The organism is Vibrio pelagius (genome assembly GCF_024347575.1).
Classification (GTDB): Bacteria; Pseudomonadota; Gammaproteobacteria; order Enterobacterales; family Vibrionaceae; genus Vibrio; species Vibrio pelagius.
In genome coordinates this window covers 2,421,263-2,448,223 of record NZ_AP025503.1, presented here as the reverse complement: position 1 = coordinate 2,448,223, position 26,961 = coordinate 2,421,263, and the positions used below count along the sequence as shown (strand labels likewise).

Here is a 26,961-nt window from a genome sequence, read left to right as displayed (position 1 = left end):
GAACTAAAGCTATTTGATTGAAAAATACGATTTGAAAGGCTCCTGTTGGGAGCCTTTTTATTGGCATAGAAATGCTTAGAGAGTGAACGAATTTCTGTGTCGCACATACTCATTTGCTAGCGCAAACTCCGTGTGAGCTCCTTGAACTTCGCTCATCTACTTTGAAAAACGATGATACTAGAGGCTCCTTCTATAGGAGCCTTTTTAGTTTTTGAAAACCCTTTATTGCGACAAGCTCCACTGCTGGAGCGATTGCTCTAAGGCTGAGATATAAAAGTATAGGTGTAAAGAGATAATTTATAATGAGTTTTTTGCTTTAACTCGCGCCAATAAAAAAGACCAACACGAGGTTGGCCTTTGTCAATCTGTCTAGACTTATCGAAATTGTTTCGCTTCAGGTAGGAATTCAAAGCCTGCAGTCGCAAGTTTTGCCTCGAGTGCAGCCTTATCAATATCGAAGAAGTTAGCGAGTTTATCGAGGTCGCCAGAGAAGTCGTCACGTAGCTTCATGTTTACGATGCTCATTAGCATCACAGGATCCATGGTTTCAAAATTCGCTAAGTTCATGTCTAGTCCTCGAAATCAGAGATCAACAAGTTTGCGGCAGCAAAAGCGGCACGTTCGCGCGCTTCGCGTGGCAGAGATTCATCGGCGGCTAAATCGTTGAGTGTTTTCACTGCACATGTAATAGCTTGAGGGATGTAGCCTTGATCGCCACTGCCGATTTGAGAATAAAGCTCACGAACTAAATCACAACAATCGTATACTTTCATTTCTATACCTAACTAAATGATAACTTCTCTCAATATACACACAGAGAAAAGCAAAAACAAAGCGCATTCAACGAATATTCATTTAAGTTTGTTCTTGCTCAAGATCTCATTTTACGAGGTTAAATGGTGACCTGTTGTTCTCGCTGTAGTTTCACTTCGTCGGCTAGGTTTAATACCAATCGTAGTAAATAATTGCTCATCCTAGCTTGTTAAAATGCTCGATAACTGCGTTAGAATTTTTGATTGTAGAATAACTACTTATCGAAACTCTCTGTTGCAGAAAAGCTGCCTTGTTCTCAAGCCTTTTTCCTGCGCTATTTTTGATCTCTTATTTACTGTGATTGGTATAACTGGCGAGCGAGCTCGTTGAGGTACGCTTTTTCATACAGTTTTTATCATGAATTAAGAAAGGTAAAAAGAAGAGATACAAAAAAGGCTACCGTGTGGCAGCCTTTTAGAGTTTCAATCGATGACGGTCTGCTTACTTAGCAAACTGAGCAGTTACGTGCTCAACGATTGAATCCATTGTGATTGCTTCTTTAGTGCCTTCGCGACGGTTCTTGTATTCGAAGTTACCTTCTTTCATTGAGCGGTCGCCGATCACGATAGTGTGAGGGATACCAATTAGCTCGATGTCAGAGAACATGACGCCTGGACGCTCTTTACGGTCATCGAATAGTACTTCGATACCCATAGCTGTTAGTTCAGCGTATAGCTTCTCAGCCGCTTCTTTAACTTCTTCGGACTTGTGCATGTTCATAGGAACGATAGCCACTTGGAAAGGTGCTAGTGCGTCTGGCCAGATGATGCCGTATTTGTCGTGGTTCTGCTCGATTGCAGAAGCAACAACACGTGATACACCGATACCGTAACAACCCATCTCAAGAATAACGTTCTTACCGTCAGGACCAAGCACGCCACAGTTCATCGCTTGTGAGTAAACGTTACCTAGTTGGAAGATATGACCCACTTCGATACCACGTTTAAGCTGAAGTGTACCTTTACCACATGGGCTTAGGTCACCTTCAATTACGTTACGTAGGTCTTCTACTTGAGCAAGCTCAACGTCACGACCCCAGTTGATACCGAAGTAGTGCTTACCGTCGATGTTTGCACCTGCGCCAAAGTCACTCATTACTGCAACAGAGCGGTCAACGATGAACGGTAGCTCTAGGCCCACAGGACCAAGTGAACCAGGGCCTGCGCCTACTAGTGCACGGATCTCTTCTTCAGAAGCCATCTCTAGTGGAGATGCCACTTGTGGAAGGTTTTCCGCTTTTACTTCGTTCAGTTCGTGGTCGCCACGGATGATTAGAGCAATGATGTCTGCGTCTACTTCATCAGAAGCTTTTACGAATAGAGTCTTAACCGTTTTCTCGATTGCTAGACCGTGCTGGTCCACTAATTCAGCGATAGTTTTCGCGTTTGGAGTGTCAACCAGTTCCATCTCTTGAGTTGGAGCCGCAGCTTCTTCAGTAGGAGCTAGTGCTTCAGCTTTCTCGATGTTTGCTGCGTAATCAGATTCTGTAGAGAATGCAATTAGGTCTTCGCCGCTTTCTGCGAGTACGTGGAACTCTTGAGAGCCACTACCACCGATAGCGCCAGAGTCAGCCAGTACTGGACGGTACTCAAGGCCCATGCGGTCGAATGCTTTACAGTAAGCATCGTGCATCGCTTGGTAGGATTTCTCTAGGCCTTCTTTGTCGATATCGAAACTGTACGCATCCATCATGCTGAATTCACGTGCACGCATTACGCCGAAACGAGGGCGACGCTCATCACGGAACTTAGTTTGAATCTGGTATAGGTTCAGAGGAAGCTGCTTGTACGAGTTTACTTCGTTACGAACTAGGCTTGTGATCACTTCTTCAGCGGTTGGACTAAGAACAAACGGACGAGAATGACGGTCAGTAAAGCGCAGCAGTTCTGGGCCCATTTTTTCGCTGCGACCAGTCTCTTCCCATAGTTCAAACGGCTGCACTACGGGCATTAAAGTCTCAACTGCACCTGCATTGTCGATCTCTTGGCGAACGATGTTTTCGACTTTACGCAGTACACGCAGACCGGTAGGTAGCCAAGTGTATAAACCTGAAGCTAGCTTACGGATCATACCTGCACGTAGCATCAGCTGGTGGCTGATAACTTCTGCGTCGTTTGGAGTCTCTTTCAGAGTAGAAAGAAGATAGTTACTGGTACGCATTCTATGGTATCCGTTTCATCATAAATTAAAGAAAATTCACTGTAGCTTTTGCCACAATAAATCCGATTTAGCCGCATATAATATCAGCCTATTTAGGATCTCAAAAGCGTTCAATGTCAGTAACATTGATGAAAAGTGCCTCTACAGTGAATTTGACGTTCAGATCGAACAAATTTACTGCATATTCCTTGGTATCGGGCTTACCTTTCTTATAGGCGGGACGAGGATCTTGGCCTAATACCTCTTTGATCACCTGAATAATATGACGCGCTTGCGGGTGTTGTGCCAGCTTGCTTTGGGCCTGCTGCGAAAAATTAACCTCCAACACTTCTGGCTCTTCGGCTGCAAACCCTCCCAGAGCATCCGGAATAGAATCTGAGTAGGGGATGTAGGGTTTGATGTCGATAATTGGTGTGCCATCAACCAAATCAACGCTGCCTAATTCTAGGTAAGTTTGGCTTTTTTCTTGTGTGACACCTTTTAGCTCTATTGCTGACATGCCAATACCGTTTGGTCTAAAAGTGGCTCGAGAAGCAAATACGCCAACTCTATCGTTGCCGCCCAAACGTGGAGGGCGAACTGTAGGCTTCCAGCCCGCTTGTAAGTTTTGGTCGAATAGAAATAGCAACCATACATGACTGAATTGTTCTATTTCCCGCACAGACTCCAAGCAATTCGCGGCTCCCGATAGTTTGACGCGAGCACGCGCTGAAGGCACTAACCTTGGTTGTCTAGGTACGGCAAACTTCTCTTTATATGGCGATTCGATAAAACCAATAGGCTCAATTGTGTACATGTTTGAGGCGTCTCAACTTACGATTTGTGGCAAAAATAGCATAAAACCGCTTGTGTTTCTTTTGATAATGATTATCATTTGATATGTTATATCATAACGCTTTAAATGATGGAGTAAAGAAATGAAGCCGAATATTCACCCAGAGTACCGTACAGTTGTCTTTCACGATACGAGTGTTGATGAGTATTTTCTAATTGGTTCGACCCTAAAAACTGATCGTACTATCGAATGGGAAGACGGTAACACCTACCCATATTTCACGATTGAAGTGTCCTCGAAATCACATCCTTTCTATACCGGTAAGCAGCGTGTGATCCATAAAGAGGGTCGCGTGGCGAACTTTACACGTCGCTTTGGTCAATTCAGCAAAGGAGAGAAGTAAATGAAAGTCGTTAAATCTCTAAAAAGTGCGAAAAGTCGTCACCCTGACTGCCAAATCGTGAAGCGAAGAGGGCGCCTTTATGTGATCTGCAAAACCAACCCAAGATTCAAAGCGGTGCAAAAGTAAGCGTCACTGGCATGTGAAGAACATGTAACAATCTAGGAGACGAGGTCACATTTTTCTTTGTTGAGTTGTGATCTCTTTCTCTGATGAGCTCTTCATCGGCGATAGACTGTTTTTATTGTATAGAGGGAATTTTAGGCGACGTTGAATCAAGTAGTTAGGGTGCGGTATATAAACAGAATGAATGTATTTATATGAATTATAAGACTGTATTTTTTGTTTTATTTGGTGTTATTTGCTAATTTTTTGTTCAAATGGCGTTAATTTATATGATTTAATACACACTTTGTAACATTTTACATTTCTAATTGACTATTTTGTCGAGTACTCTGCGCCTGCAATTTGAACATTTTTGTCACATTTGCATAGGAATCACTACAAGGAGGGAACTGATGAGTTCATCAGCTTCAATAAAAAACAACTCGCCAAAGAAACCTATTTTTACCCGTTTTCTCGATGGTGTTGAGTATTTGGGGAATCTATTACCCCACCCGATCACTCTTTTTGCAATCTTCTGTGTCGCAATTCTAGTTACTTCAGGTATCGCAGGGTACTTTGAAGTGTCTGTTATGGATCCTCGTCCAGAAGGCGCTCCAGGGCGTGCTGCTGACGGCATGATCCACGTTGTAAGCTTGCTAAATGCTGAAGGCTTACAACTTATCGTAACGAATCTCGTTAAGAACTTTGTTGGCTTTGCGCCATTAGGTACTGTGCTTGTTGCAATGCTAGGTGTAGCTATTGCTGAGCACTCTGGTCTACTATCTGCTGCGATGCGTGGCATGGTAATGGGCGCATCTAAGCGCATGGTTACTGTAACTGTGGTATTCGCAGGTATCATCTCTAACACGGCTTCTGAGCTAGGTTATGTGGTACTTATCCCACTAGCAGCAATGCTTTTCCACTCTCTGGGTCGTCATCCTCTTGCTGGTCTAGCGGCAGCATTCGCTGGTGTATCCGGTGGTTACTCTGCAAACCTTCTAATCGGTACGGTTGATCCGCTGCTTTCTGGTATTACAGAAACAGCAGCACAAATGATCGACCCAACGTACACAGTTGGTCCAGAATCAAACTGGTACTTCATGTTTGTTTCTACTTTCTTTATCGCAATTACAGGTGCATTTGTAACCGAGAAGATTGTTGAGCCGAAACTGGGTAAATACAACGATGAAGAAGCGTCTGAAGACCTATCAAATGACTCAATGGGCAAGCTAACCGACATTGAGAAAAAAGGTCTTAAGCTAGCAGGTATCGCTGTGCTAGCAGTATCAGCACTTCTTGCTTGGACGATTGTTCCTGAAGACGGTGTACTACGCTCTGCAGCAGGCACGGTAGCAGGCTCTCCGTTCCTTAAGAGTATCGTAGCGTTTATCTTCGTATTCTTCGCTGTTCCTGGTTTTGTTTATGGTAAAGTGACTGGTTCAATGAAGACCGACCGCGACGTTATCGATGCAATGTCTAAGTCTATGTCTTCTATGGGCATGTACATTGTACTTGTATTCTTCGCTGCTCAGTTTGTTGCTTTCTTCAAGTGGACTAACTTCGGTCAAGTATTCGCAGTAGGAGGCGCAACCTTCCTACAGGAAATCGGTCTAACAGGTCCAATGCTGTTCTTCGCATTCATCTTAATGTGTGGTTTCATTAACCTGATGATTGGCTCTGCTTCTGCACAGTGGGCAGTAACAGCTCCTATCTTCGTTCCAATGCTAATGCTTGTTGGTTACGCTCCAGAAACGATTCAAGCGGCTTACCGTATCGGTGATTCAACAACGAACATTATTACTCCAATGATGAGCTACTTCGGTCTTATCCTTGCAGTAGCAACGCGTTACATGAAGAATCTAGGTATTGGTACTCTGATTGCAACTATGCTTCCATACTCGATCGTATTCATCGTTGGTTGGAGCTTAATGTTCTACGTATGGGTATTCGTATTCGGTCTACCTGTCGGTCCTGGCGCTGCAACTTACTACACGCCTTAGTACTGAATTGTGAATTCATGATCAATGTAAAAGCCTGCACAGTGTGCAGGTTTTTTTTGTTCATACACCAGTTAACTACAACAACTAATAGAAGAGCTAATAGCGAATATTAAAAGATTACAGGCCTGCAAAACGATAGGTTAAACCTACTTCTAACGACCAACCTACGTCTCTTTGGATAAGCGGGCTATTGGTATCATGGTGAATAAACTCCGCCTTACTGATACCAATCCAGTGAGGAGTAAACTCATAGAGTCCTATCACACCAGCCTCATAAACAAATGTCCCGTCTGCATCAAAGACGGCTAAGCCAGATGCGGTCGATTCTGCTGCGCTTATGCCATAAAGATGATTTGAGAGTTTTTCGTCACGATAGTCGATTTCAAAGTAGGGGGTTAGAGTAAATGCAGAGTCCCAGGTCTCAAGGGTACGTCCTAGGTGTAGCTGAATTTCATAGCCTTTATGTTCAGAGGTTACATCGTGCAGAAAGGTCACGCGCGCACCTACAGTGCCGAGTGTTAGACCGAGTTCACCACTCCCGTCTCTGTCTTCGATACCGTTGGGTAAATCGGTAAAGGTGTCGGACACTTCAGCAAAACGCCACTGACCTGAAAGGCCAACATAGGGTAAGACTTGCCAATTGGCTAAGCTACCGTCAACAAACCCAATGGGACCTGAGTAGAAAAGGTTGGGCGTTACACCTACTTGAGCTGAGTCTTTGGTCGAAAAGACGCTTTCACCTACGGTGAGGCTACCTCCTACAATACCGTACTCTTCACTGGCAAAAGTGGTGGGACTGGCCGTGATAGCGAGAGTCAATGATAAGGCAATGCGAGACATCATAAGCAATACTCCGTTATTGTCGTTTTAGATAAGAACGGAGCAGTGCCTATTTTATTTCAGAGGGGGATTCTAGGGTTCTTAGCGTTTAGCAAGAATACGGTCGAGGTGATTGGCAAACTCTCGTCGATCCGTCTGTGACAGAGATGCAGGACCACCGGTTTGTACTCCACTAGAGCGCATGGTTTCCATAAAATCACGAATATTAAGGCGTGCTTTGATGGTTTCCTTAGTATATAGCTCACCACGAGAACTGAGTGCTAATGCACCTTTGGTAATGACTTCATCAGCGAGTGGAATATCGGATGTAATTACAAGATCACCCGCTTCGGTACGTTTTACGATCTCATTGTCAGCAATATCGAAGCCACTAGGTACTTGAACCGAGTGGATATTATTGCGTTTTGGAACAGGCACTACGTGGTTGGCAATAAAGGTACACTCAACGCCTGTACGTTCTGCGGCACGTACGATGGTTTCTCGAATTACCTTAGGGCAGGCGTCGGCATCAACCCAAATTTTCATCATTTACTCTTTCTCTGCTAATTTTGCTTCAAGCTGAGTTACGCGCTCGGTAAGAGCGATAACCTGTTGCTCGAGTTGTGCAAGTTTGTCGGTGGCATTGTCTTGCGGAGCCGCGACTTCGACTTTTGGAACTCGGTTGGCACTCTTCCAGCTTTTAATCGTCGTTATCAGTGCCGGCATTGGCACCGGTGTACTCATACGTGCCTTGACCAGTGCAACCGTCGGCTCTTTTCCTTGAGCTTGCAGTCCTTCCAAGACACTTTTTAGCTCGTCTGAGACATCTTTCGTTAGCATATTAACCTCCATAACGTCATCTCTTTGTATGTTACTCGCTCAAGCTGTGGATAGCGAATCCTAAAAGCGACATTCGTTTGTGCGAGATCTCTTACAAAGGCTGTAAGATAAAGCGATTTCGATATCGAGCTGATAACTTCATCTTGTTCCATGGTGTTGATTTTTAATGGTTTTATTTTGTTAACAATATAGCTGAGCTTAAAGTGTGATATCAATCTATTGTTCAGAATCTGAAAAAGCGTAAATTAAACCTTGTCGGAAGGAGTCTGACACGGAACAGGAAAGCACCAAGGATTTGGTTATCTTCAGGATGAAGATTTGGTTACTTAGGATGAGTGATCAAGCATGGAGCGTAAGGACATTGTAGGGATACGACAGTTGATAGGACATTAACTGCAACGGATTGGCAATGGACACCTTTAGGATAAAGGTTAGGAACAACATCAGGATGATGTAAAGGACACCGCTCACGGAACAAGTGATGTGCGCTAACGAGGATTGTTAGCTTTCAGGACGATAGGACACCGCTAGGACGGCGAAGTAAAGGAAAGAGCTGAAGGATTACAGCCACTATTATGGACGATGCATGGAGCATTAATTAGTAGCCGGACTGCTGCGAGTAAGACCCTAGCCCTGACACTTCGGTGTCGGGGCTTTTCTTTATCTATTCAAATTCAATATTGTCCACACAAGGAGTGTGATATGACGATTGCGACTGCAAGAACTTTAATCGTGCCGTATACCGAGCAGCTAGAACTTGATTTTATCAAGCTTAACTGTTGTCCGGTAAATCGAGCAGAAATGAATGGACCTCATACCATCTCATCAGCAAAGCGTCTGTTTCAGCATATTTTATCTGATCAAGAAGGCTTTGCCCGCGCCATTCTTAATAACCAAACTCGCGAATACATGGGGCATATCTTTATCTCTCACAGTGAAGGTCGTGATGTGCTGGGATTTATTCTAGACAAGCGCTTTTGGAATCAAGGTATCGCCAGCGAAGTGGTGAAACCCTTCTTTAATATGGCGAGGTTTGAAGCGGATCTGAATGAGATAGTGGCAACAGTGAATGTCACTCACAACCCATCGATTAAACTGCTAGACAAGCTAGGTTTTGAGTTTGCTGGGACCAAACAAGATGAATTTGGCCCCTACCACGAGTATCGTTACTCGGAGCTTAGCGAGAAGAAAATCACATTCTATGAGGCTGCAGCTCAAAACGCATCGCGCGAAAGCCAACCATGGTAAGACTGCCTTTGTAGCAGTCATCACCTAGAGCAGAGAATTCGAATTGATATACGGTGTGCCAACGCCAAATTGTGGTTAACTCATGACGCATTTTCAATTTATGACCACTGAATGCCACGCTTAGCAACTGAAGATCGAGTTCTTTGCATTTTCTCGCAATCGCCGCCTTAGCAAGCTCTGACTGTCGGCGTTGCTGCCAAAACAGAAAGCAAAAGAGACAAAGAAACAGAATCCCCAATAAATTATCTATCATTCTTCGACACGTCCTTTTGTACCAACTCTTAATTTTTAAACTCGATCGTTATGGTGCTTGCAGCATTACGCTTTTGCGGCTTGTTGTAACTTAATCAAAGCGTTAGCCAGTTCTGGTGATGGGTTCGAGTTTAAGAGTGGTAAGAATACCATTCGTAAGCTTGGAATCATCACAAGGTCAGCAAACAGCTGATTGAACAGGTTCTGGTTGCCTGTTTGGGCAAGGCGAAGCAAGAACTGCTCGGCGATTGTAGCGCCTTGTAATGTGTGCCAGCCTCGTCCTGCTAGACCAATCAATACCTCTTGGTGACTCAGTCTTGGGCTAGCCAGTACGCTAGTGACGACTTGTTTTGTGATTGAAGAGTCAGCGCCTGACAGCGCGCGGACCAGTGCAGACAGTAAGAACAGATCTGGGTCTTGGCTATTGATCTGGTCGTTAGCCATCTCTTGAATACGTTCTGCAAGCTTATCGCTAAGAGTGGCGTGTTCCAGTGCACCTAGGGTGGCATAAAGTGGTTCAGAAGGCAGTTTACGAAGGGCTTTGCGAATGGCAACGCCGTTTTGCTTGTCGCCTAAGCGAGCACACATATCTGTGATACCTTGCAAGCCGACGGTCTGCCAGTTCTCCCAACCAAGATCGCCGGTAAAGTAGTGCTGTGCATGCTCATAGTACTGGCTCGTTGGCAGTGATAGCTCAGCGCGAACTTGGCTATGGAATACCGCCATTTTGTCTTCTGATGGCTTAAAGGTGTATGGGTTGTTAGAGAGCTTCTGCTGCTGCTCTTCACTCATATCGCCGCTCAGACGAGTGCCCATTGCCTCTAAGACGAACTTTAGGAAGTTTCCGATATCTGCTTGGCTCAGTAGACCACGCTCATCGAGTTTAAACTTCAAGAACCAGATCCAAGGCTGTTTCTGTTCGTTCCAGTAGCTGATTGCTAGGTGTGCCTGTTTTTGTAATGGGAACGGGTAGGGCTGCATGCCTTGTTCAACATCGGCAAATAGATCGTTGTCGACTTTTTGAATTCGACGGCCAAGATCATAGATTTCATATTGGCAGCCGCTATTTTTCAACAGCTGGGTGAGCGTGTGAATTGTTTCCATCAGTAATAAGCTCCTAACTTTCTTTCCCCAATAGATGGTACTCTATGGCTCAATTTCAAGGTCATGCGATAAATTACTTGGTGAAAAATGACGTCAACCACACAGTTATTCTCTTTGCTTCAGCAGTTGGAGCTGCAATTACAACACGCACAGCTATGGAGTGAGATGCCACCTAGCGATGAAGCACTGACGAGCACGCAGCCTTTTGCTATTGATACCCTAGAGCCTGAACAGTGGCTCCAGTGGATATTCATTGTTCGAATCAAGGCGATGATCGCATCAGGTGCTGCATTGCCCAAAGGTTTTTCAATGGCTCCTTACTTTGTTGAAGTGTGGAAAAACGATGCGTCCAAGAGTGAACTATTGATGCTCATAAAGCAGATTGATGAGGTGTGCGCATAATGTTAGAGATCATCTATCAAGACGAATACTTTGTCGCGGTCAATAAGCCTGCAGGTATGTTGGTTCACCGCTCGTGGCTTGATAAACATGAAACACAATTTGTTATGCAGACGCTGCGTGATCAAATCGGTCAACATGTTTTCCCACTGCACCGTTTAGATAGGCCGACATCGGGTGTGCTCGTTTTTGCTCTGTCGAGCGAAGTTGCCTCTGAGGTAATGCCGATGTTTGCGAACCATGAGATGCAGAAAACCTATCATGCGATTGTACGTGGGTGGATAGAAGAGGGGGACACTCTAGATTACGCGCTTAAGGTTGAACTGGATAAGATCGCTGACAAGTTCGCAAAAGAAGATAAGGAAGCTCAAGAGGCTGTCACTGTGTATGAACCGTTAGCTAAGGTTGAAGTCCCTTATTCGACAGGTCGCTTCCCAACCAGTCGCTACTGCTTAGTTGAAATGTTGCCAAAGACGGGGCGAAAACATCAATTGCGTCGCCATATGGCCCACTTAAGACATCCAATTGTCGGGGATACCTCTCATGGTGATGGAAAGCACAATCGACTATTTAGAGAGAATCTCGATTCACACCGTTTGCTGCTACACGCTTCAGAATTACGCTTCATTCATCCGTTTACTCAGCAAGAGGTGGTGATGAGAGCGAGTTTAGACGAGACTTGGCTGAACCTGTTTAGACAGTTTGAGTGGGATACTGCGTTAGTTGCGCAGAAGTAAATCGCTGACTACAAAATAAAGTAAAGGGCTGATAGTAGAAGACTACCAGCCCTTTTTATTAACTTAAGAAAGGGATCACTTCAGTTTTTCTAGATCCGCTTCGATCTCTGCGATCTTGCTTGAAACCACTTTTTCTAGGTGACGTAAGTCGGTCAGTATCTTCTGTTTCACATCGACGTCACTGCTTGGAGATGGCTTGGTGATCTTATTCAGCTCATCAATCACTAGCGTTAGATTGCGGTTGATCTCAGTAACTTCTTTATATTGGTTGTTACCGCCGCTGACCAACACGCTTTTTACTTGGCGTGGGTATTTGAATTTGACGCTTTTAGCGAACAGCTCGCCTTTTTGCTTGCGGAAGTAGATCTTTAGGATGTCTTTGTGAGCTTCTTGACGAAGTGAGTAACGTTCAATCTGTTTAGGTTCATGGATGCCTAAACCAGTGAGGTTTGGATACATAAGCGACCTCTAGTATCTGAATGGAAGACGGATTACATAGGTTAATGTAGCAGCCTAATCATGAGCTAGATAGCGCTGGTGAATGAATTGATACTAAGTTGTGGGCAAGATCGCTCTCTCGACCTTGCCCACACTAAAAGCAGAATATTCAACTACCTGCTAGAGGTGGTCTAACTATGGCGCAAGCTCCGATACGTGCTCAGTGAGACGTTCACGTAGAGCTTGTTGCTGCTCTTCAGTTAAGCGTCCTCCAATATCGCTAGTCAAGATAAACAAGTCTTCGGCACGCTCACCTATGGTAGTAATTTTGGCCGCATGTAAGTTGATATTGAGCTCGGCAAAGGTTGCACCAACTTGCGCCAATAATCCTGGCGTGTCGAGTGCTCTTAGCTCCATCAAGGTACGCTTCTTACTCTTGGTTGGTAAAAACTCTACGGAGGTCTTTACCTTAAAGTGCTGCAAATTACGTGGTGTACGACGAGTTCTGATCTTGGTTGGTCGACCGTCTTCCAATACATGGGTTAGATGTTTAATAACCGCTTTATGTCGCGCCTCGTCGATCGCTTCGCCGTGTTGATCGAGTACCATAAAGGTATCGAGAACGTGACCATCTTTACTTACCATCACTTGAGCATCATGGACGTTGAAGTTGCGTCTATCCAGCTCTGCGACCACAGTTGCAAACAGTGCAGGTTGGTCTTTTGAATAAACAAATACTTCTGTGCCGCCACGTGTTGGCCTTTTGCTGATCAGTACCAGTGATTGGTTAGAGTCTTCAAGACGCAGCAAATTTTCACAGTGCCAAGCGATCTGCTTGTGACTGTGACGCAGAAAGTAGTCGGCTTTGAAGCGTTGCCACAACACCTCTATCTCGCGCGCAGTAAACCCTTCTTTGCGCAGTAGGGCTGATGCCATTTGCTGGTTGTGACGAATACGGTCGCGAACATCAACAGGGTTCTCTAACCCGCGGCGCAGAGCTCGCTGAGTAGAGTGGAAGAGTTCAGCTAATAGAGTTCGTTTCCAGCTGTTCCAGAGCTCAGGGTTGGTTGCACATATATCAGCAACAGTCAGACAAACTAAGTACTCCAGTGACTCTTCATCACGTACTTTTTTGGCGAACTCGGTGATCACGTCCGGGTCGTAAATGTCACGACGCTGAGCAGTCACGGACATGAGTAAGTGGTTCTGAACCAACCAAGAGACAAGTTTCGCTTCAGGTTTAGACAATCCATGTTCGATACAGAAAGAGTACGCTTCCACAGCGCCAATCTCAGAGTGATCACCACCGCGTCCTTTTCCGATATCATGAAAGATTGCGGCAAGAATCAGCAGCTCTTTTTTCTGTATGCGTGGGTACACTTCACAACAGATTGGGTGCTTGTCATGGTTAGCGGCATAGCTAAAGCTGTTAATGTGCTTCAGCAGTCGAATACTGTGTTCATCTACGGTATAGACATGGAAAAGATCAAACTGCATCTGGCCGACAATTTGGCTCCATTGTGGTAGATACGCCGAAAGTACCCCCAGTTTATGCATCAGGCTAAAGGCTTTATGCAGCGCATTAGGATGACGTACCAAGGCCATGAATTTTTCACGAGCTTCAGGGATCGTATGCAGAAAGCGGTTAAGCCTGCGTCGTGCAGTACGTAGCTGTCTTAACGTTGGGGGGCTCACTCCTTCAATAGAGGAGTCATTAGCGATATGTATAAACATATCGAGAATAGTCTCTGGGCGCGCTTGGAACAAGGCTGGTTTGCGCGCTTCAATCAGAGAGCCGCGTCGTTGAAAGTCGTCATCAAGGATTTGAGCGTCTTCGGTTTCTCCACCGTTAATGATCGCTTGATCAAACAGCTTAAGTAACATCTTGTTGAGCTCAGCGACTCGACGTAGGGTTCGATAGAACTCCTTCATCATCATTTCAACACCGCGATTACCTTCACCTGAGTAGCCGAGGTGCTCGGCAACCTGAGCTTGATGGGCAAAAGTGAGGCGGTTGTCGTAGCGCCTCAGTTCGATGTGCAGTGCAAAACGTACACGCCATAAGAAATCCTGACACTCAACCAGTTCACGATACTCCGCATCGGTAAGGAAGCCATATTTGCTCATTTCAAGCAGGGACGTCGCGCCAAAGTGACGACGAGCAACCCAACTCAGAGTGTGAATATCACGCAGTCCGCCTGGGGTTGACTTGATGTCTGGCTCTAAGTTGTAGGTGGTGTCGTGATAGCGTGCATGACGCTCTCTCTGTTCTTGGATCTTGGCTTTGTAGAAGGTCTCGCTAGGCCAAAATGAGTCAGAATGAATCTTCAGTTTAAGTTGCTGGAAGGTATCTTCACTGCCACATAACAGACGAGACTCTTGCAGGTTCGTGGCTACAGTGAGATCAGCACTGCCGATGTCCAAACATTCAGTCACGGTTCTCACAGCGTGGCCGACTTCTAATCTTAGATCCCACAGGAGTGTGATGAATTCACTGACTTTGTCACCTAACGCTTTTGGCAGGGTTTTCTGGGAGACGACAAGAATATCGATGTCTGAAAGTGGGTGGAGTTCGCCACGCCCATAGCCGCCAACAGCAACCAGGCTAATGTGGGGCAAGTCACTAAACCCAAAATGTTGCCACAATCGAGTTAAAATACGATCCATATATTCGGAGCGGGAGAGGACAAGGTCTGTAACGGGGTGGTGGCTGAGAAACTCGTTTTTCTGATACTCGGTGAACTGTTCGAGTTTCTGTTTGAGTTCACTGATTTCTATCTGTTCTTCTTTGAACGTGAGAGGACATTGGTATGGCATAGTCTGCTATCCGTGCAAGCAAAATAGTAATAACAGACAATTTACCAGAGGTTGCCTGGAAACCGAAATGGTTGTTCAAACGCTTTTGCTAAGAGGTAAGAAGATCGACAGGTAAAAAAATATCCTCAACTAAGCGAGGATATTTTCATCTGTTTAAGTTAGTGATTTCGATGAACTAAGCGTTCTTCATGATACGAGGAATAGTATCATCACTACGCAGTGTTAGAACTTCACAACCAGTGTCCGTCACAACAAGAGTGTGTTCCCACTGAGCCGAGTTCTTGCTGTCTGCTGTGTACACTGTCCAGCTATCTTCGTCATCAAGACGGCAACCGAACTTACCTGCGTTGATCATTGGCTCGATAGTGAAACACATGCCCGCTTTTAGCACTGTACGGTCATTGTTTTTGTAGTGTACGACTTGTGGGTCTTCGTGGAACTCAGAACCGATGCCGTGGCCACAGTAATCTTTCACAATAGAGAACTTAGCACGCGGGTTATTCTTGTTGTTGGTCTTGATGTACTTCTCAATCGCAGTACCGATTTGACCCAGTTGAACACCTGGTTTCACTTGGCGCATACCTTCGTATAGAGCTTCTTGTGCCACCATACATAGGCGCTTGTTGGCAGGTGAAACGTCACCTACAAGGAACATTTTAGAGGTGTCACCATGGTAACCTTGAGGACGTACGCTTAAGTCTGCATCTTTGTCATCAGGGATAATAACCGTGATGTCGACGTTTAGAATGTCACCGTCTTTCAGTACAGCTGGCTTGTGTTGACCAGTGCTGCCCACTTCATCTTGCTCTGCCGGGATACCGTGACAAACGATGTGGTTGATAGAAGTACAGATCGACTTAGGGAAACCATGGTAATCAAGGGGAGCTGAATATGCGCCTTTCTCTAGAGCGTACTCGTGGCAAAGCTTGTTAAGCTCTTCCGTTGTCGTACCCACTTGAATGTGAGGTTCGATCATCTCTAGCATCTCCGCAGCCAGTTTACCGGCAACGCGCATTTTTTCGATTTCTTCAGCAGTTTTAATTTTTACAGCCATTGCATATCTCTTAATTAGGTCGCACCTAAGTGTGCGTATGGGGCTATTCTAGCAGTGCAGCAGTTTAGCGCAACACTGCCATATCCATACGAAAAGGGTGGTTACTCTTGGTGCTGATGGAGAGGCGACAACTTATTCCATCACAGCGACGTAAAAATGCACTTTATCAGTCGCTGTTGTTAAGCCCTAAAACAGAATTTTTTCTAGCCAAAGATAGACAAAATATGGTATAAAGCGCGCCGGACATCAGGACTGTTTTCTCCCTCTTGGCGAAACAGCCTTTGTGTTCACTTACTATATCTTTAAATCACACACATTCCGACACATGTTCCGGGGTGCTTCAACAACAAAGATAACCGCTGCTTTAAGCTGTTAGTTGTTAGGGGTCGGATTCATGGGGGATGTGGAGGCCTAACCCCATAGAGGATTTTAAAATGGCAACTGTATCAATGCGCGATATGCTAAAAGCTGGTGTTCACTTCGGTCACCAAACTCGTTACTGGAACCCAAAAATGAAGCCATTCATCTTTGGTGCTCGTAACAAGGTTCATATCATCAACCTAGAAAAAACTGTACCAATGTTCAACGACGCTCTAGCTGAACTAGCTAAAGTTGGCGAGAAGAAAGGTAAAGTTCTTTTTGTTGGTACTAAGCGCGCTGCATCTGAAGCTGTTAAAGAAGCTGCTGTAAACAGCAATCAGTTCTACGTTAACAACCGCTGGTTAGGCGGTATGCTAACGAACTACAAAACTGTTCGTCAGTCTATCAAGCGTCTAAAAGACCTAGAAGCTCAAGCTCAAGACGGTACTTTCGACAAGCTAACTAAGAAAGAAGCTCTAATGCGCACTCGTGAAATGGAGAAGCTAGAGAAGTCTCTTGGTGGTATCAAGAACATGGGCGGCCTACCAGACGCTCTATTCGTAATCGATGCTGATCACGAACACATCGCAGTTAAAGAAGCAAACAACCTAGGTATCCCAGTTTACGCTGTAGTTGATACTAACTCTAACCCAGACGGCGTTGACTTCGTTATCCCAGGTAACGACGATGCAATCCGTGCAGTACAGCTTTACCTAAATGCTGCTGCAGACGCGGTTAAAGAAGGTCGTAACAAAGACGTTGCTGCTGTAGCTGCTGAAAAAGATGGTTTTGTAGAAGCTGAATAATAGCGGCTCTGAATCACGCTTGGCTTACTAATCTAGATTTTGAAATCTTTATTAAATGTAAGCTAAGTTATAGTTAGATCGGGGGCCTCATTTTGGCCCCTGATTTTTACCTTATTTTCGAATCAACCGAGGAATAGAGAATGGCAACTGTAACTGCTGCTCTAGTTAAAGAACTTCGCGAGCGCACTGGCGCTGGCATGATGGAATGTAAGAAAGCGCTTGTAGAAGCAAACGCTGACATCGAACTAGCAATTGAAAACATGCGTAAATCTGGCGCAGCGAAAGCAGCTAAGAAAGCTGGTAACGTTGCTGCTGAAGGCGCAATCATCATCAAAGAAGAGAACGGCGTAGCTGCTCTTCTTGAAGTTAACTGTCAAACTGACTTCGTAGCAAAAGATGCTAGCTTCACTGCGTTCGCAGAAGAAGTTGCAGCTGCAGCAGTAGCTTCTAAAGCTTCTGTTGAAGAGCTACAAGCACAGTTCGAAGAAACTCGCGTTGCTCTAGTTGCAAAAATCGGCGAAAACATCAACATCCGTCGCGTATCTTACGTTGAAGGTGCTGCACTAGCTTCTTACCGTCACGGTGAGAAAATCGGTGTTGTTGTAGCTGGTGAAGGCGAAGCTGAAACTCTTAAGCACGTTGCAATGCACGTTGCTGCATCTCGTCCTGAGTTCGTTAACCCAGAAGACGTACCTGCAGACGTAGTAGCTAAAGAGAAAGCTGTTCAAGTTGAAATCGCTATGAACGAAGGCAAGCCTCAAGAGATCGCTGAGAAAATGGTTATCGGCCGTATGAAGAAATTCACGGGCGAAATCTCTCTAACAGGTCAAGCTTTCATCATGGAACCTAAGAAAACTGTTGGCGAAATCCTTAAAGAAAAAGGCGCTGCAGTAACTAACTTCGTACGTCTAGAAGTTGGTGAAGGTATCGAGAAAGCTGCAGAAATGAGCTTCGCTGAAGAAGTTGCAGCGGTACAAAAAGGTTAATCCTTAGCGTATTGTTCGAAAAAAGACCGTGGCCCATGCTACGGTCTTTTTATGAATAGCATATGGAAAATTAGCCGTGATGAATGGATAAAAATCTCGACACATTTTTGTCTATTCATGACTGTTAATCATCAACTCTTTGGAAGGTAAACTCCATGACTACGAACCCTAAACCAGCGTATCAACGTATTCTGTTAAAACTTAGCGGTGAAGCGCTACAAGGCGAAGAAGGTTTTGGTATTGACCCAACGATCCTTGATCGTATGGCTCAAGAAGTAAAAGAATTGGTTGAACTAGGTGTTCAAGTAGGTGTTGTAATTGGTGGCGGTAACCTTTTCCGTGGCGCAGGTCTTGCTGAAGCTGGTATGAACCGCGTTGTGGGTGACCACATGGGTATGCTTGCAACAGTAATGAACGGCCTTGCTATGCGTGACGCTCTACACCGTGCTTACGTAAATGCACGTGTAATGTCTGCAATCCCTCTTAAAGGTGTATGTGACGATTACAACTGGGCTGATGCGATTTCTCAACTTCGTCAGGGTCGTGTTGTGATCTTCTCTGCGGGTACAGGTAACCCATTCTTCACTACAGATTCTGCTGCATGTCTACGTGGTATCGAGATTGAAGCTGATGTTGTGTTAAAAGCAACTAAAGTAGATGGTGTATTTACGGCTGACCCAGTAGCAAACCCAGACGCAGAGCTGTATGATACTTTGTCTTACAACACAGTTCTTGAGAAAGAGCTAAAAGTAATGGACTTGGCTGCATTTACGCTAGCACGTGATCACAAGATGCCAATCCGCGTATTTAACATGAACAAGCCAGGCGCACTACGTCGCGTGGTTATGGGTGAGACTGAAGGTACATTAATCAGCGAAACTGAATAATGACCCTCTCGCCAAGGTATCGCCTTGGCGAGTTTATTTTCATCACTCCTAAAAGCTTTCTTGAAGAAAGAACATAATCAAGGTGAAATTGTGATTAACGAAATCAAAAAAGACGCTCAAGAGCGCATGGAAAAAAGTGTTGAAGCACTAAGAAATAGCCTGCAAAAAATCCGTACAGGTCGTGCGCACCCAAGCCTACTATCTGGTATCTCTGTAGAGTACTACGGTGCACCAACGCCTCTAACTCAAGTTGCTAACGTTATTGCTGAAGACGCTCGTACTCTAGCAATCACAGTGTTTGATAAAACACTGACACCGCTTGTTGAAAAAGCGATCATGACATCTGACCTAGGTCTAAACCCGATGTCTGCAGGTACGGTTATCCGTGTTCCACTTCCTCCGCTAACGGAAGAGCGTCGTAAAGACCTAGTTAAAATCGTTCGTGGCGAAGCTGAAGGTGGCCGTGTTGCTATCCGTAACATCCGTCGTGACGCAAACAGCGACCTAAAAGCGCTTCTTAAAGACAAAGAAATCTCTGAAGACGAAGATCGCAAAGCTCAAGACGAAATTCAAAAGCTAACTGACGCTGCGGTTAAGAACGTAGACGAAGTTCTAGCTGCTAAAGAAAAAGAGTTGATGGAAGTTTAATTTTCCACATTCTTCTCTGTTGGAAAAACGCTGTTCTCACCGTTCAGCGTTTTTTTATGCTACTCTGTCCGACTATTAGAATTTGATTCACTCTTTTATGCATAATTCTCAAGCGTTCACAGACTCTCTCCCAAAGCACATTGCTATCATCATGGATGGTAATGGCCGCTGGGCTAAGGCTCAGGGTAAACCTCGCGTATTTGGCCATAAAAATGGCGTTCAAGCGGTTCGTAAAACCATATCATCTTCTGCAAGACTCGGTATCAAAGCCGTCACCTTGTTTGCGTTCAGTAGTGAAAATTGGCGCCGCCCAGAAGAAGAGGTGGGTGTCCTTATGGAGCTTTTTATTACCGTTCTCGCTAGCGAGGTTAAAAAGCTGCATAAGAACAATCTACAGTTACGTGTTATTGGTGACAAAAGTCGTTTTAACGAGCGATTACAAAAGAAAATCGAAGAAGCGGAAGCTTTAACCAGCAATAACACGGGTATGGTGGTTAACATTGCTGCCAACTATGGTGGTAAATGGGATATTCAACAGGCAGTGAAGTCAATTGCGGCTCAAGTGAAAGAGGGCGAACTCAGCATTGATGAGATCGATGAGCCACTGATCACTTCGCATCTTACTATGTCTGATATTCCAGAAGTCGATCTGCTTATTCGCACTAGCGGTGAATGCCGAATCAGCAATTTCATGTTGTGGCAACTTGCTTATGCAGAAATGTATTTCACAGAACAGTACTGGCCTGACTTTAACGAAGATAGCTTGGTTGAAGCGGTAACTTGGTTTGTAAATCGAGAGCGTCGATTTGGCTGTACTGGTGAGCAAATCAAAGCAATGATGGACAGTTAATAAGGATTTTTTAGTTTGAAACAACGAATTATAACTGCGCTGATCTTAGCTCCTCTAGTTATTCTGGGCATCTTCGAGTTATCACTAGCAACCTTCATTTTATCACTATTCGTGATTACCCTTTTAGGTTACTGGGAGTGGACTCAGTTTGTAGAGAGTAAATCGCGCTACTTGGCTCTTGTGCCGACGGTGGCGATCAGTGTTGCCAGCTTCGCTTTGATTCCATTTGATGCGTTTAGTTTAAACCACCTTTCAAGCGCGCACTTCGCGGTGTTAGCGATCGGTTCGGTATGGTGGGTTATTGCAAGTGGTTTAGCGGTAACTTATCCCAAGTCTACACCTGCGTGGCAAGGTTCCAGTCTACTGAGACATTGTTTCGGTATTTTGACACTACTCCCGTTTTTTTGGAGCGTAGTGATTTTAAGAGCCAATGGTATTGACCAAGATCCTTATCATGGAGCTAAGTTGGTGATGTTTGTTTGCTTGCTTGTATGGGCAGCGGACAGCGGTGCTTACTTTGCTGGAAAGAGTTTTGGAAAACGTAAAATGGCGCCGGCAGTGAGTCCAAATAAAACCATTGAAGGTTTGATTGGCGGTATCATTACTGCTCTGATTGTCGCGTGGATTTTCGCGGGACTATTTGATATTCAATTTGCAAGCTCGATTCAAATGATAGCGATTACCCTAATTACGGTCGTGATCTCTGTATTGGGTGACCTCGTTGAAAGTATGTTCAAGCGAGTTTCTGGCATTAAAGACAGCAGCAACTTGATTCCTGGTCACGGTGGAATACTGGACCGAATTGATAGCTTAACTGCTGCCTTCCCTGTCTTTGCTCTGCTTTACTTAGCATTCTAAATTATAAGGGCAGACCATCTGCCCTTTGTTTTATTCCTACGGTCTTACTGAGATGCGAAATCTAACTATCCTTGGCGCAACAGGCTCAATCGGTGCGAGTACCCTAAGAGTCGTTGAACAGAATCCTACTCAATACAATATTGTGGCGCTAGCGGCGGGTTCTAATGTAGAAAAAATGCGAGCGCTAGTAAATAAGTGGCAGCCAGAATACGTAGCAATGGCTTGTTCTCAAGCGGCTAAAGAGCTAGAGCGTCAGCTTCAACAAGACTCTGTTTCAACATTAGTGCTAAGTGGCAATGATGGCATGTGTCAGGTTGCGTCATTGGAGCATGTCGATACAGTGATGGCTGCTATCGTTGGTGCAGCAGGTTTGTTGCCGACGATGTCTGCGGTAAAGGCCGGTAAACGCATTTTGCTTGCCAACAAAGAAGCCTTGGTTATGTCAGGGCAGTTGTTTATCGATGCTGTTGAAAAGTACGGCGCGGAGCTGCTTCCGGTCGATAGTGAGCATAACGCGATTTTTCAATGTCTGCCTGAGCAAGTTCAAACGCAGCTCGGGCGTTGCGATCTTGCCGAAAGTGGCATCAACCATATCCTTTTAACGGGTTCTGGCGGTCCATTCCGTTACACAGACGTATCTGAGCTGGAATCGGTGACTCCTCAGAAAGCGATAGCGCATCCTAACTGGTCTATGGGGCCTAAGATTTCAGTCGACTCCGCGACTATGATGAATAAAGGTCTTGAGTACATTGAAGCAAAGTGGCTTTTTAATGCATCTCAAGATCAGCTGAAAGTGATTATTCATCCACAGTCCGTGATTCACTCTATGGTGCAATATAAAGATGGCTCGGTGTTAGCGCAAATGGGCGAACCTGATATGGCCACACCCATTGCACTGACGATGTCTTATCCAGAGCGTATCGATGCTGGTGTCAAGCCTCTCGACTTTACCCGAGTCGGTGAACTGACTTTCTTAGAGCCCGATTACGCACGCTACCCATGCTTAAAATTAGCTATCGAGGCTTGTTACCTTGGGCAGCACGCGACAACGGCAATTAATGCGGCCAATGAAGTGGCGGTGGACGCATTCCTAAATGAAAAAGTGAAATTTACCGACATTGCCTTGATTAACGAACACGTTATGAACAAAGTCTGTGAACAGCATACGTCTGAAAGTCTAGATAGCTTGGAAAGCTTGCTAGAGCTAGATACTATGTCACGAGATCTTGCCGTTCAGTTTATTGAAGAGCAGTTGTTATGAGTGGAATTTTATGGAACTTTGTATCCTTCATCGTCGCATTAGGGATACTGGTCGCCGTTCACGAGTTTGGCCATTTCTGGGTTGCTCGTCGTTGTGGTGTAAAAGTTGAAAAGTTCTCGATTGGTTTTGGTAAATCAATCTGGAGTAAAGTAGGAAAAGATGGCACTGAATACAGCTTGTCGATCATTCCTCTTGGTGGCTACGTTAAAATGCTCGACGGTCGAGTTGATGACGTTACTGAAGAGCAGCAACAGTATGCTTTTGACAAGAAACCTCTATGGAAACGAACTGCGATTGTGGGTGCTGGCCCCGCATTTAACTTTCTGTTCGCCATCTTTGCTTATTGGTTAGTTTTTTTGATTGGTGTGCCTGCTGTTAAGCCTGTAATTGGTGAGGTGGCTCCACAATCTATCGCTGCTCAAGCGGGAATTGAATCTGGAATGGAACTTAAATCTATTTCAGGAATCAAAACCGCTGATTGGGAATCTGTGAACATTGGTCTGATCTCACATATTGGTGACGACAGTATGACGGTGACCGTAGCTTCTCAAGACAATATTGGTTTAGAACAGAAGTTGACTCTTGATCTGACGCAGTGGTCTTTTGACCCAGAAACAGAATCGGCGATGTCCACTTTGGGCTTTAAACCATTTTCTCCTGAGATCTCAACAACGCTTGCTCAGGTTATGGAAGATGGTGCGGCGTACTCCGCAGGTTTTGAAGTTGGTGATCAGATTGTCAGTATTGACGGCGTAGCGATTAATGGCTGGCCGAGTGTGGTCGAAGCTATTCGTTCTAATCCTGAACAAGCGCTGAGTGTCGGTATTGAACGTAATGGCTATCAAACTGAGCTGACTTTAACACCGAAATCCCGTGATCTGTCTGACGGTAGTTCAATTGGTTATGCTGGTATTGCTCCAGAAGTCGCAGAATGGCCGGAAGATTATCGCTTTGAACTGCAATTTGGTGTATTTGAAGCAGTAGGGAAGGCGATTGATAAAACGGGTCAAATCATCGACCTAACGCTGACGATGCTTAAGAAGCTTATCGTGGGTGATGTAGGACTAAACAACCTTAGTGGACCAATCTCGATCGCAAAAGGTGCAGGCACCACCGCAGATTATGGTTTGGTTTACTTTTTAGGTTTCTTAGCTCTAATTAGTGTGAACTTAGGCATCATTAATTTAGTACCGCTGCCGATGTTAGATGGCGGTCATTTGCTCTTTTTCGCTATTGAGGCAATTACTCGTAAACCTGTACCAGAAAAGGTACAAGAGATGGGTTACCGAGTGGGCAGTGCGATTATCTTCTCACTGATGGCCCTAGCAATATTTAACGACTTTACTCGTCTGTGAATGGTTCCTCACAGGCTTTGGTAGTAGCAAGGAATAATTAGAATAAGTATGGCGATTAAGCAAATTCTATTCGCAAGTCTATTAGCCACCAGCGTGGCTGCGAATGGAGCAGAAAACTTCGTAGTTCAAGATATTAATATTGAAGGCTTACAACGCGTCGCCTTAGGTGCGGCTCTCTTGAAAATGCCAGTGCGTATTGGCGACCAAGTAGACGAAAGCGATGTATCTGAGATCATTCGTGCGCTTTACGCATCAGGCAACTTTGAGAACGTGAAAGTATTACGTGATGAAGGTGTCTTGATTGTTCAAGTTAAAGAGCGTCCAACCATCGCTAGTATCTCTTTTTCTGGCAACAAAGCGATCAAGGAAGAACAGCTTCAGCAGAACCTAGATGCATCAGGTGTACGTGAAGGTGAAGCGCTAGATCGTACGACCTTGAGCAATATTGAGAAAGGTCTAGAAGACTTTTACTACAGCGTGGGTAAATACAATGCGACCGTAAAAGCGGTGGTAACCCCTCTTCCTCGTAACCGTTCAGATCTTAAGTTTGTATTCACCGAAGGTGTATCTGCGAAGATCCAACAGATCAACTTTATCGGGAACGAAGTATACAGTGATGAAGAGCTGCTAAGCCGCTTCAATCTAAATGTCGATGTTGCATGGTGGAACTTCTTAGCTGACGAAAAGTATCAGAAGCAAGTTTTAGCGGGCGATATTGAAGCCTTGAAATCATACTATCTTGATCGTGGTTACTTAAAATTCCAGGTTGATTCTACTCAAGTCTCTATCTCACCAGACAAGAAGGGCGTGTACATTACGCTTGGCCTCGATGAAGGTAAACCATACAAGGTGAAAGACGTTAAGTTCCGTGGTGAACTTATTGGTCGCGAAGCTGACTTTGAAGCGTTAGTCCCGTTTGAAGAGGGTGAGACTTATAACGGTTCGGCTGTGACCTCTCTAGAAGAGGGCGTTAAGCGTATCCTAGGTGAGTCGGGCTATGCGTACCCACAAGTGCGTACTATTCCTGAGTTTGACGATGAGACTCAAGAAGTTTCTTTGGTGATTAATGTAGAAGCGGGCAGTCGTATCTACGTACGTGATATCCGTTTTACGGGTAACAATTCAACTAAAGACGAAGTATTACGTCGTGAAATGCGTCAAATGGAAGGCAGTTGGCTCAACTCGAAATCTATCGATACGGGTAAGAGCCGCTTGAATCGTTTGGGCTTCTTCGAAACCGTTGATGTTCAGACGGTACGTGTTCCGGGAACCGAAGACCAAGTCGATTTGGTATACAACGTGAAAGAAGCAAACTCGGGTAGCATCAACTTCGGTGTCGGTTACGGTACTGAATCTGGGGTGAGTTTCCAAGTTGGTCTACAGCAAGATAACTTCGCAGGTTCAGGTAACCGTGTTGGTGTAAGCGCCATGATGAACGATTACCAAAAGAACGTTAGCTTGGACTACCGTGACCCATACTGGAACCTTGATGGTGTGAGTTTGGGTGGCAAGATCTTCTACAACGAATTTGAAGCGTCTGAAGCGGGTATTGTTGACTATACCAACCAAAGTTATGGTACTAGTCTGACATGGGGTTTCCCAATGGATGAACTGAACCGTCTTGAGTTTGGTGTAGGTTACACTCACAACAAGATCGGTAATGTCCCAACTTATATTCAGGTTGAACAGTTTGCTCGCAGTATCAACCAGTATGGTGATGAAAATATCCTTACCGATGATTTTGATATCAATATCTCTTGGACGCGTAACAATCTGAACCGAGGTTTCTTCCCAACAGAAGGTAACCACCAACGTGCTTTCGCTAAAATGACAGTACCGGGTTCTGATGTTAAGTATTTCAAAATGCAGTACGACGTAAAACATTACATTCCACTGACTAAAAAGCATGAGTTTACGCTACTGATGCGCGGTCGTTTGGGCTATGGTAATGGTTATGGTCAGACCGATGGTAATGATAACTTGTTCCCATTTTATGAGAACTACTACGCTGGTGGTTTCACCACATTGCGTGGCTTTGGCTCTAACTCAGCAGGTCCAAAGGCCGTTTACTCAAATAGCACGGGTAACAACCCAACTTACGACACAGCAACGGACGACTCAATTGGTGGTAACGCAATCGCACTCGCAAGCCTAGAGTTGATTGTTCCGACACCATTTGCCTCTGACGAAGCGCGTAGCCAGATCCGAACCAGTGTGTTCTTTGATATGGCAAGTGTATGGGATACAGAGTTCGTAGACCGTGGCGCACCAAGCAACGGCTCTCAGTACTACTATGACTACTCTGACCCAACACATTACCGATCTTCATATGGTGCAGCCCTACAGTGGATGTCGCCAATGGGACCACTGGTTTTCTCTCTAGCGAAACCAATTAAAATTTACGAAGGTGATGATGAAGAGTTCTTCACATTTACCATTGGTAGAACTTTCTAATACTTAAAGGACAATATTTTGAAAAAAATGATGAAAGCAGCAGGCCTAGGCCTAATCGTTCTTAGCTCTTCTTTCTTTGCAACAGCTGCAGAAGCGGCACAGAAAATCGGCTACGTGAACACTGCACAAGTATTCCAAGCTCTGCCTCAGCGTGAAGTTGTTCTTCAAAAAATGCAGGAAGAGTTTAAAGATAAAGCCGCTGAACTGCAGAGCATTCAAGCGGAAGCTCAAACCAAGATCGAAAAGCTAAAGCGTGATGGCGAGCTTCTTGGCCCTGAAGAAGTAGAAAAACTACGTATTGAAGTGGGTCAACTAGACAGCAAATACAAGATTAAAGCACAAGCTCTTGAGAAAGCGAGCCAACGTCGCGAAGCTCAAGAGAAACAGAAGCTATTTAAAGTGATTCAAGAAGCAGTAGAAAAAGTAGCTGAGAAAGAAGGCTACGACATGATTGTCGATATCTCTACGCTTCAATACGCGAAACCTGAATACAATATCTCTGAGAAAGTAATCAAATCACTAAAATAAGAGCTCT

28 protein-coding genes are annotated in these 26,961 nt (G+C 44.9%); 16 read left to right on the top strand and 12 right to left on the bottom strand.

Annotated elements, in window-relative coordinates; all coding sequences use genetic code 11:
- Window positions 1–375 precede the first annotated feature (375 nt).
- From vsple_RS10655 to tsaA, 4 genes are all read right to left on the bottom strand, one after another.
- A complete protein-coding gene (locus vsple_RS10655; protein ID WP_032551680.1) occupies window positions 376–567 on the bottom strand; it encodes a DUF4250 domain-containing protein in 192 nt (63 codons plus the stop codon).
- A gap of 2 nt (window positions 568–569) precedes the next feature.
- On the bottom strand, window positions 570–773 hold the full coding sequence (locus vsple_RS10650; protein ID WP_032551682.1) for a YaeP family protein: 204 nt from the start codon (window positions 771–773) through the stop codon (window positions 570–572).
- A gap of 481 nt (window positions 774–1,254) precedes the next feature.
- A complete protein-coding gene (locus vsple_RS10645; RefSeq protein ID WP_261881979.1) occupies window positions 1,255–2,973 on the bottom strand; it encodes a proline--tRNA ligase in 1,719 nt (572 codons plus the stop codon).
- A 100-nt stretch (window positions 2,974–3,073) separates the two neighbouring features.
- The gene (gene tsaA, locus vsple_RS10640; RefSeq protein ID WP_261881978.1) at window positions 3,074–3,769 is read right to left on the bottom strand and encodes a tRNA (N6-threonylcarbamoyladenosine(37)-N6)-methyltransferase TrmO; all 696 of its coding nucleotides are present in this window, start codon (window positions 3,767–3,769) and stop codon (window positions 3,074–3,076) included.
- Window positions 3,770–3,890: 121 nt separating this feature from the next.
- Between tsaA and vsple_RS10635 the strand changes: the two genes are divergently transcribed.
- From vsple_RS10635 to vsple_RS10625, 3 genes are all read left to right on the top strand, one after another.
- Window positions 3,891–4,151 (top strand): type B 50S ribosomal protein L31, encoded by a 261-nt coding sequence (locus vsple_RS10635; protein ID WP_032551687.1) that lies wholly within the window; start codon window positions 3,891–3,893, stop codon window positions 4,149–4,151.
- Complete coding sequence (gene ykgO / locus vsple_RS10630; protein ID WP_005380299.1) at window positions 4,152–4,277, top strand: type B 50S ribosomal protein L36; 126 nt, start codon at window positions 4,152–4,154, stop codon at window positions 4,275–4,277.
- Window positions 4,278–4,666: 389 nt separating this feature from the next.
- Complete coding sequence (locus vsple_RS10625) at window positions 4,667–6,253, top strand: AbgT family transporter (protein WP_261881977.1); 1,587 nt, start codon at window positions 4,667–4,669, stop codon at window positions 6,251–6,253.
- Window positions 6,254–6,370: 117 nt separating this feature from the next.
- Here the strand turns inward: vsple_RS10625 and vsple_RS10620 are convergent, their stop codons facing one another.
- The 3 genes from vsple_RS10620 to vsple_RS10610 form a co-directional block, all read right to left on the bottom strand.
- Window positions 6,371–7,096, bottom strand: a complete 726-nt coding sequence (locus vsple_RS10620) for a MipA/OmpV family protein (protein WP_261881976.1) — start codon at window positions 7,094–7,096, stop codon at window positions 6,371–6,373.
- A 78-nt stretch (window positions 7,097–7,174) separates the two neighbouring features.
- The gene (locus tag vsple_RS10615; protein WP_150895918.1) at window positions 7,175–7,618 is read right to left on the bottom strand and encodes a YaiI/YqxD family protein; all 444 of its coding nucleotides are present in this window, start codon (window positions 7,616–7,618) and stop codon (window positions 7,175–7,177) included.
- A gap of 3 nt (window positions 7,619–7,621) precedes the next feature.
- Window positions 7,622–7,912, bottom strand: coding sequence for a hypothetical protein (locus vsple_RS10610; protein WP_032551692.1), 291 nt, complete (start codon window positions 7,910–7,912; stop codon window positions 7,622–7,624).
- Window positions 7,913–8,614: 702 nt separating this feature from the next.
- Here vsple_RS10610 and vsple_RS10605 point away from each other — a divergent pair.
- Complete coding sequence (locus vsple_RS10605; RefSeq protein WP_261881975.1) at window positions 8,615–9,160, top strand: GNAT family N-acetyltransferase; 546 nt, start codon at window positions 8,615–8,617, stop codon at window positions 9,158–9,160.
- On the opposite strand, the gene vsple_RS10600 is transcribed toward vsple_RS10605, so the two are convergent.
- On the bottom strand, window positions 9,105–9,413 hold the full coding sequence (locus vsple_RS10600) for a DUF3301 domain-containing protein (protein WP_084181877.1): 309 nt from the start codon (window positions 9,411–9,413) through the stop codon (window positions 9,105–9,107). The genes vsple_RS10605 and vsple_RS10600 overlap by 56 nt on opposite strands.
- Window positions 9,414–9,478: 65 nt before the next feature.
- A complete protein-coding gene (locus tag vsple_RS10595; protein WP_261881974.1) occupies window positions 9,479–10,516 on the bottom strand; it encodes a DUF3549 family protein in 1,038 nt (345 codons plus the stop codon).
- A gap of 87 nt (window positions 10,517–10,603) precedes the next feature.
- On the opposite strand from vsple_RS10595, the gene vsple_RS10590 reads away from it, so the two are divergent.
- A complete protein-coding gene (locus tag vsple_RS10590; RefSeq protein ID WP_261881973.1) occupies window positions 10,604–10,918 on the top strand; it encodes a YqcC family protein in 315 nt (104 codons plus the stop codon).
- Window positions 10,918–11,652 carry a tRNA pseudouridine(65) synthase TruC gene (gene truC, locus vsple_RS10585; RefSeq protein ID WP_255230102.1) on the top strand — a complete coding sequence of 245 codons (735 nt, stop codon included), beginning with the start codon at window positions 10,918–10,920 and terminating at the stop codon, window positions 11,650–11,652. Before vsple_RS10590 ends, truC begins: the two co-directional genes overlap by 1 nt.
- Window positions 11,653–11,727: 75 nt before the next feature.
- Here the strand turns inward: truC and vsple_RS10580 are convergent, their stop codons facing one another.
- The 3 genes from vsple_RS10580 to map form a co-directional block, all read right to left on the bottom strand.
- Complete coding sequence (locus vsple_RS10580) at window positions 11,728–12,111, bottom strand: DUF3461 family protein (RefSeq protein ID WP_032551697.1); 384 nt, start codon at window positions 12,109–12,111, stop codon at window positions 11,728–11,730.
- A 174-nt stretch (window positions 12,112–12,285) separates the two neighbouring features.
- A complete protein-coding gene (gene glnD / locus vsple_RS10575; RefSeq protein WP_261881972.1) occupies window positions 12,286–14,907 on the bottom strand; it encodes a bifunctional uridylyltransferase/uridylyl-removing protein GlnD in 2,622 nt (873 codons plus the stop codon).
- Between the two features lie 175 nt (window positions 14,908–15,082).
- On the bottom strand, window positions 15,083–15,961 hold the full coding sequence (gene map, locus vsple_RS10570) for a type I methionyl aminopeptidase (protein ID WP_261881971.1): 879 nt from the start codon (window positions 15,959–15,961) through the stop codon (window positions 15,083–15,085).
- A gap of 434 nt (window positions 15,962–16,395) precedes the next feature.
- On the opposite strand from map, the gene rpsB reads away from it, so the two are divergent.
- The 10 genes from rpsB (at window position 16,396) to vsple_RS10520 (ending at window position 26,954) form a co-directional block, all read left to right on the top strand.
- Entirely contained in the window at window positions 16,396–17,127 is a 732-nt protein-coding gene (gene rpsB, locus vsple_RS10565) for a 30S ribosomal protein S2 (RefSeq protein ID WP_032551700.1), read from the top strand.
- A gap of 140 nt (window positions 17,128–17,267) precedes the next feature.
- Window positions 17,268–18,113, top strand: coding sequence for a translation elongation factor Ts (gene tsf / locus vsple_RS10560; protein ID WP_239841041.1), 846 nt, complete (start codon window positions 17,268–17,270; stop codon window positions 18,111–18,113).
- A 155-nt stretch (window positions 18,114–18,268) separates the two neighbouring features.
- Window positions 18,269–19,000 (top strand): UMP kinase, encoded by a 732-nt coding sequence (gene pyrH / locus vsple_RS10555; protein WP_032551701.1) that lies wholly within the window; start codon window positions 18,269–18,271, stop codon window positions 18,998–19,000.
- A gap of 90 nt (window positions 19,001–19,090) precedes the next feature.
- Window positions 19,091–19,648, top strand: a complete 558-nt coding sequence (frr, locus tag vsple_RS10550; protein WP_255230104.1) for a ribosome recycling factor — start codon at window positions 19,091–19,093, stop codon at window positions 19,646–19,648.
- A gap of 97 nt (window positions 19,649–19,745) precedes the next feature.
- Window positions 19,746–20,498 carry an isoprenyl transferase gene (locus vsple_RS10545; protein ID WP_255230105.1) on the top strand — a complete coding sequence of 251 codons (753 nt, stop codon included), beginning with the start codon at window positions 19,746–19,748 and terminating at the stop codon, window positions 20,496–20,498.
- A gap of 15 nt (window positions 20,499–20,513) precedes the next feature.
- Window positions 20,514–21,356 (top strand): phosphatidate cytidylyltransferase, encoded by an 843-nt coding sequence (locus vsple_RS10540; RefSeq protein ID WP_261881970.1) that lies wholly within the window; start codon window positions 20,514–20,516, stop codon window positions 21,354–21,356.
- A gap of 52 nt (window positions 21,357–21,408) precedes the next feature.
- Window positions 21,409–22,617: a 1-deoxy-D-xylulose-5-phosphate reductoisomerase gene (gene ispC / locus vsple_RS10535; protein ID WP_255230108.1), complete on the top strand. Its 1,209-nt coding sequence runs from the start codon at window positions 21,409–21,411 to the stop codon at window positions 22,615–22,617.
- A complete protein-coding gene (gene rseP, locus vsple_RS10530; RefSeq protein ID WP_255230109.1) occupies window positions 22,614–23,972 on the top strand; it encodes a sigma E protease regulator RseP in 1,359 nt (452 codons plus the stop codon). Before ispC ends, rseP begins: the two co-directional genes overlap by 4 nt.
- Before the next feature lie 48 nt (window positions 23,973–24,020).
- The gene (bamA, locus tag vsple_RS10525; RefSeq protein WP_261881969.1) at window positions 24,021–26,426 is read left to right on the top strand and encodes an outer membrane protein assembly factor BamA; all 2,406 of its coding nucleotides are present in this window, start codon (window positions 24,021–24,023) and stop codon (window positions 26,424–26,426) included.
- A gap of 27 nt (window positions 26,427–26,453) precedes the next feature.
- Window positions 26,454–26,954, top strand: a complete 501-nt coding sequence (locus vsple_RS10520; RefSeq protein ID WP_032551707.1) for an OmpH family outer membrane protein — start codon at window positions 26,454–26,456, stop codon at window positions 26,952–26,954.
- Window positions 26,955–26,961: the final 7 nt, after the last annotated feature.

What these genes read in the sequence shown, in the direction of transcription:
- vsple_RS10655 (WP_032551680.1), bottom strand. Translation starts at nt 567, where the DNA reads ATGAACTTAGCGAATTTTGAAACCATGGATCCTGTGATGCTAATGAGC.
- vsple_RS10650 (WP_032551682.1), bottom strand. Translation starts at nt 773, where the DNA reads ATGAAAGTATACGATTGTTGTGATTTAGTTCGTGAGCTTTATTCTCAA.
- vsple_RS10645 (WP_261881979.1), bottom strand. Translation starts at nt 2,973, where the DNA reads ATGCGTACCAGTAACTATCTTCTTTCTACTCTGAAAGAGACTCCAAAC.
- tsaA (WP_261881978.1), bottom strand. Translation starts at nt 3,769, where the DNA reads ATGTACACAATTGAGCCTATTGGTTTTATCGAATCGCCATATAAAGAG.
- vsple_RS10635 (WP_032551687.1), top strand. Translation starts at nt 3,891, where the DNA reads ATGAAGCCGAATATTCACCCAGAGTACCGTACAGTTGTCTTTCACGAT.
- ykgO (WP_005380299.1), top strand. Translation starts at nt 4,152, where the DNA reads ATGAAAGTCGTTAAATCTCTAAAAAGTGCGAAAAGTCGTCACCCTGAC.
- vsple_RS10625 (WP_261881977.1), top strand. Translation starts at nt 4,667, where the DNA reads ATGAGTTCATCAGCTTCAATAAAAAACAACTCGCCAAAGAAACCTATT.
- vsple_RS10620 (WP_261881976.1), bottom strand. Translation starts at nt 7,096, where the DNA reads ATGATGTCTCGCATTGCCTTATCATTGACTCTCGCTATCACGGCCAGT.
- vsple_RS10615 (WP_150895918.1), bottom strand. Translation starts at nt 7,618, where the DNA reads ATGAAAATTTGGGTTGATGCCGACGCCTGCCCTAAGGTAATTCGAGAA.
- vsple_RS10610 (WP_032551692.1), bottom strand. Translation starts at nt 7,912, where the DNA reads ATGCTAACGAAAGATGTCTCAGACGAGCTAAAAAGTGTCTTGGAAGGA.
- vsple_RS10605 (WP_261881975.1), top strand. Translation starts at nt 8,615, where the DNA reads ATGACGATTGCGACTGCAAGAACTTTAATCGTGCCGTATACCGAGCAG.
- vsple_RS10600 (WP_084181877.1), bottom strand. Translation starts at nt 9,413, where the DNA reads ATGATAGATAATTTATTGGGGATTCTGTTTCTTTGTCTCTTTTGCTTT.
- vsple_RS10595 (WP_261881974.1), bottom strand. Translation starts at nt 10,516, where the DNA reads ATGGAAACAATTCACACGCTCACCCAGCTGTTGAAAAATAGCGGCTGC.
- vsple_RS10590 (WP_261881973.1), top strand. Translation starts at nt 10,604, where the DNA reads ATGACGTCAACCACACAGTTATTCTCTTTGCTTCAGCAGTTGGAGCTG.
- truC (WP_255230102.1), top strand. Translation starts at nt 10,918, where the DNA reads ATGTTAGAGATCATCTATCAAGACGAATACTTTGTCGCGGTCAATAAG.
- vsple_RS10580 (WP_032551697.1), bottom strand. Translation starts at nt 12,111, where the DNA reads ATGTATCCAAACCTCACTGGTTTAGGCATCCATGAACCTAAACAGATT.
- glnD (WP_261881972.1), bottom strand. Translation starts at nt 14,907, where the DNA reads ATGCCATACCAATGTCCTCTCACGTTCAAAGAAGAACAGATAGAAATC.
- map (WP_261881971.1), bottom strand. Translation starts at nt 15,961, where the DNA reads ATGGCTGTAAAAATTAAAACTGCTGAAGAAATCGAAAAAATGCGCGTT.
- rpsB (WP_032551700.1), top strand. Translation starts at nt 16,396, where the DNA reads ATGGCAACTGTATCAATGCGCGATATGCTAAAAGCTGGTGTTCACTTC.
- tsf (WP_239841041.1), top strand. Translation starts at nt 17,268, where the DNA reads ATGGCAACTGTAACTGCTGCTCTAGTTAAAGAACTTCGCGAGCGCACT.
- pyrH (WP_032551701.1), top strand. Translation starts at nt 18,269, where the DNA reads ATGACTACGAACCCTAAACCAGCGTATCAACGTATTCTGTTAAAACTT.
- vsple_RS10545 (WP_255230105.1), top strand. Translation starts at nt 19,746, where the DNA reads ATGCATAATTCTCAAGCGTTCACAGACTCTCTCCCAAAGCACATTGCT.
- ispC (WP_255230108.1), top strand. Translation starts at nt 21,409, where the DNA reads ATGCGAAATCTAACTATCCTTGGCGCAACAGGCTCAATCGGTGCGAGT.
- rseP (WP_255230109.1), top strand. Translation starts at nt 22,614, where the DNA reads ATGAGTGGAATTTTATGGAACTTTGTATCCTTCATCGTCGCATTAGGG.
- bamA (WP_261881969.1), top strand. Translation starts at nt 24,021, where the DNA reads ATGGCGATTAAGCAAATTCTATTCGCAAGTCTATTAGCCACCAGCGTG.
- vsple_RS10520 (WP_032551707.1), top strand. Translation starts at nt 26,454, where the DNA reads ATGATGAAAGCAGCAGGCCTAGGCCTAATCGTTCTTAGCTCTTCTTTC.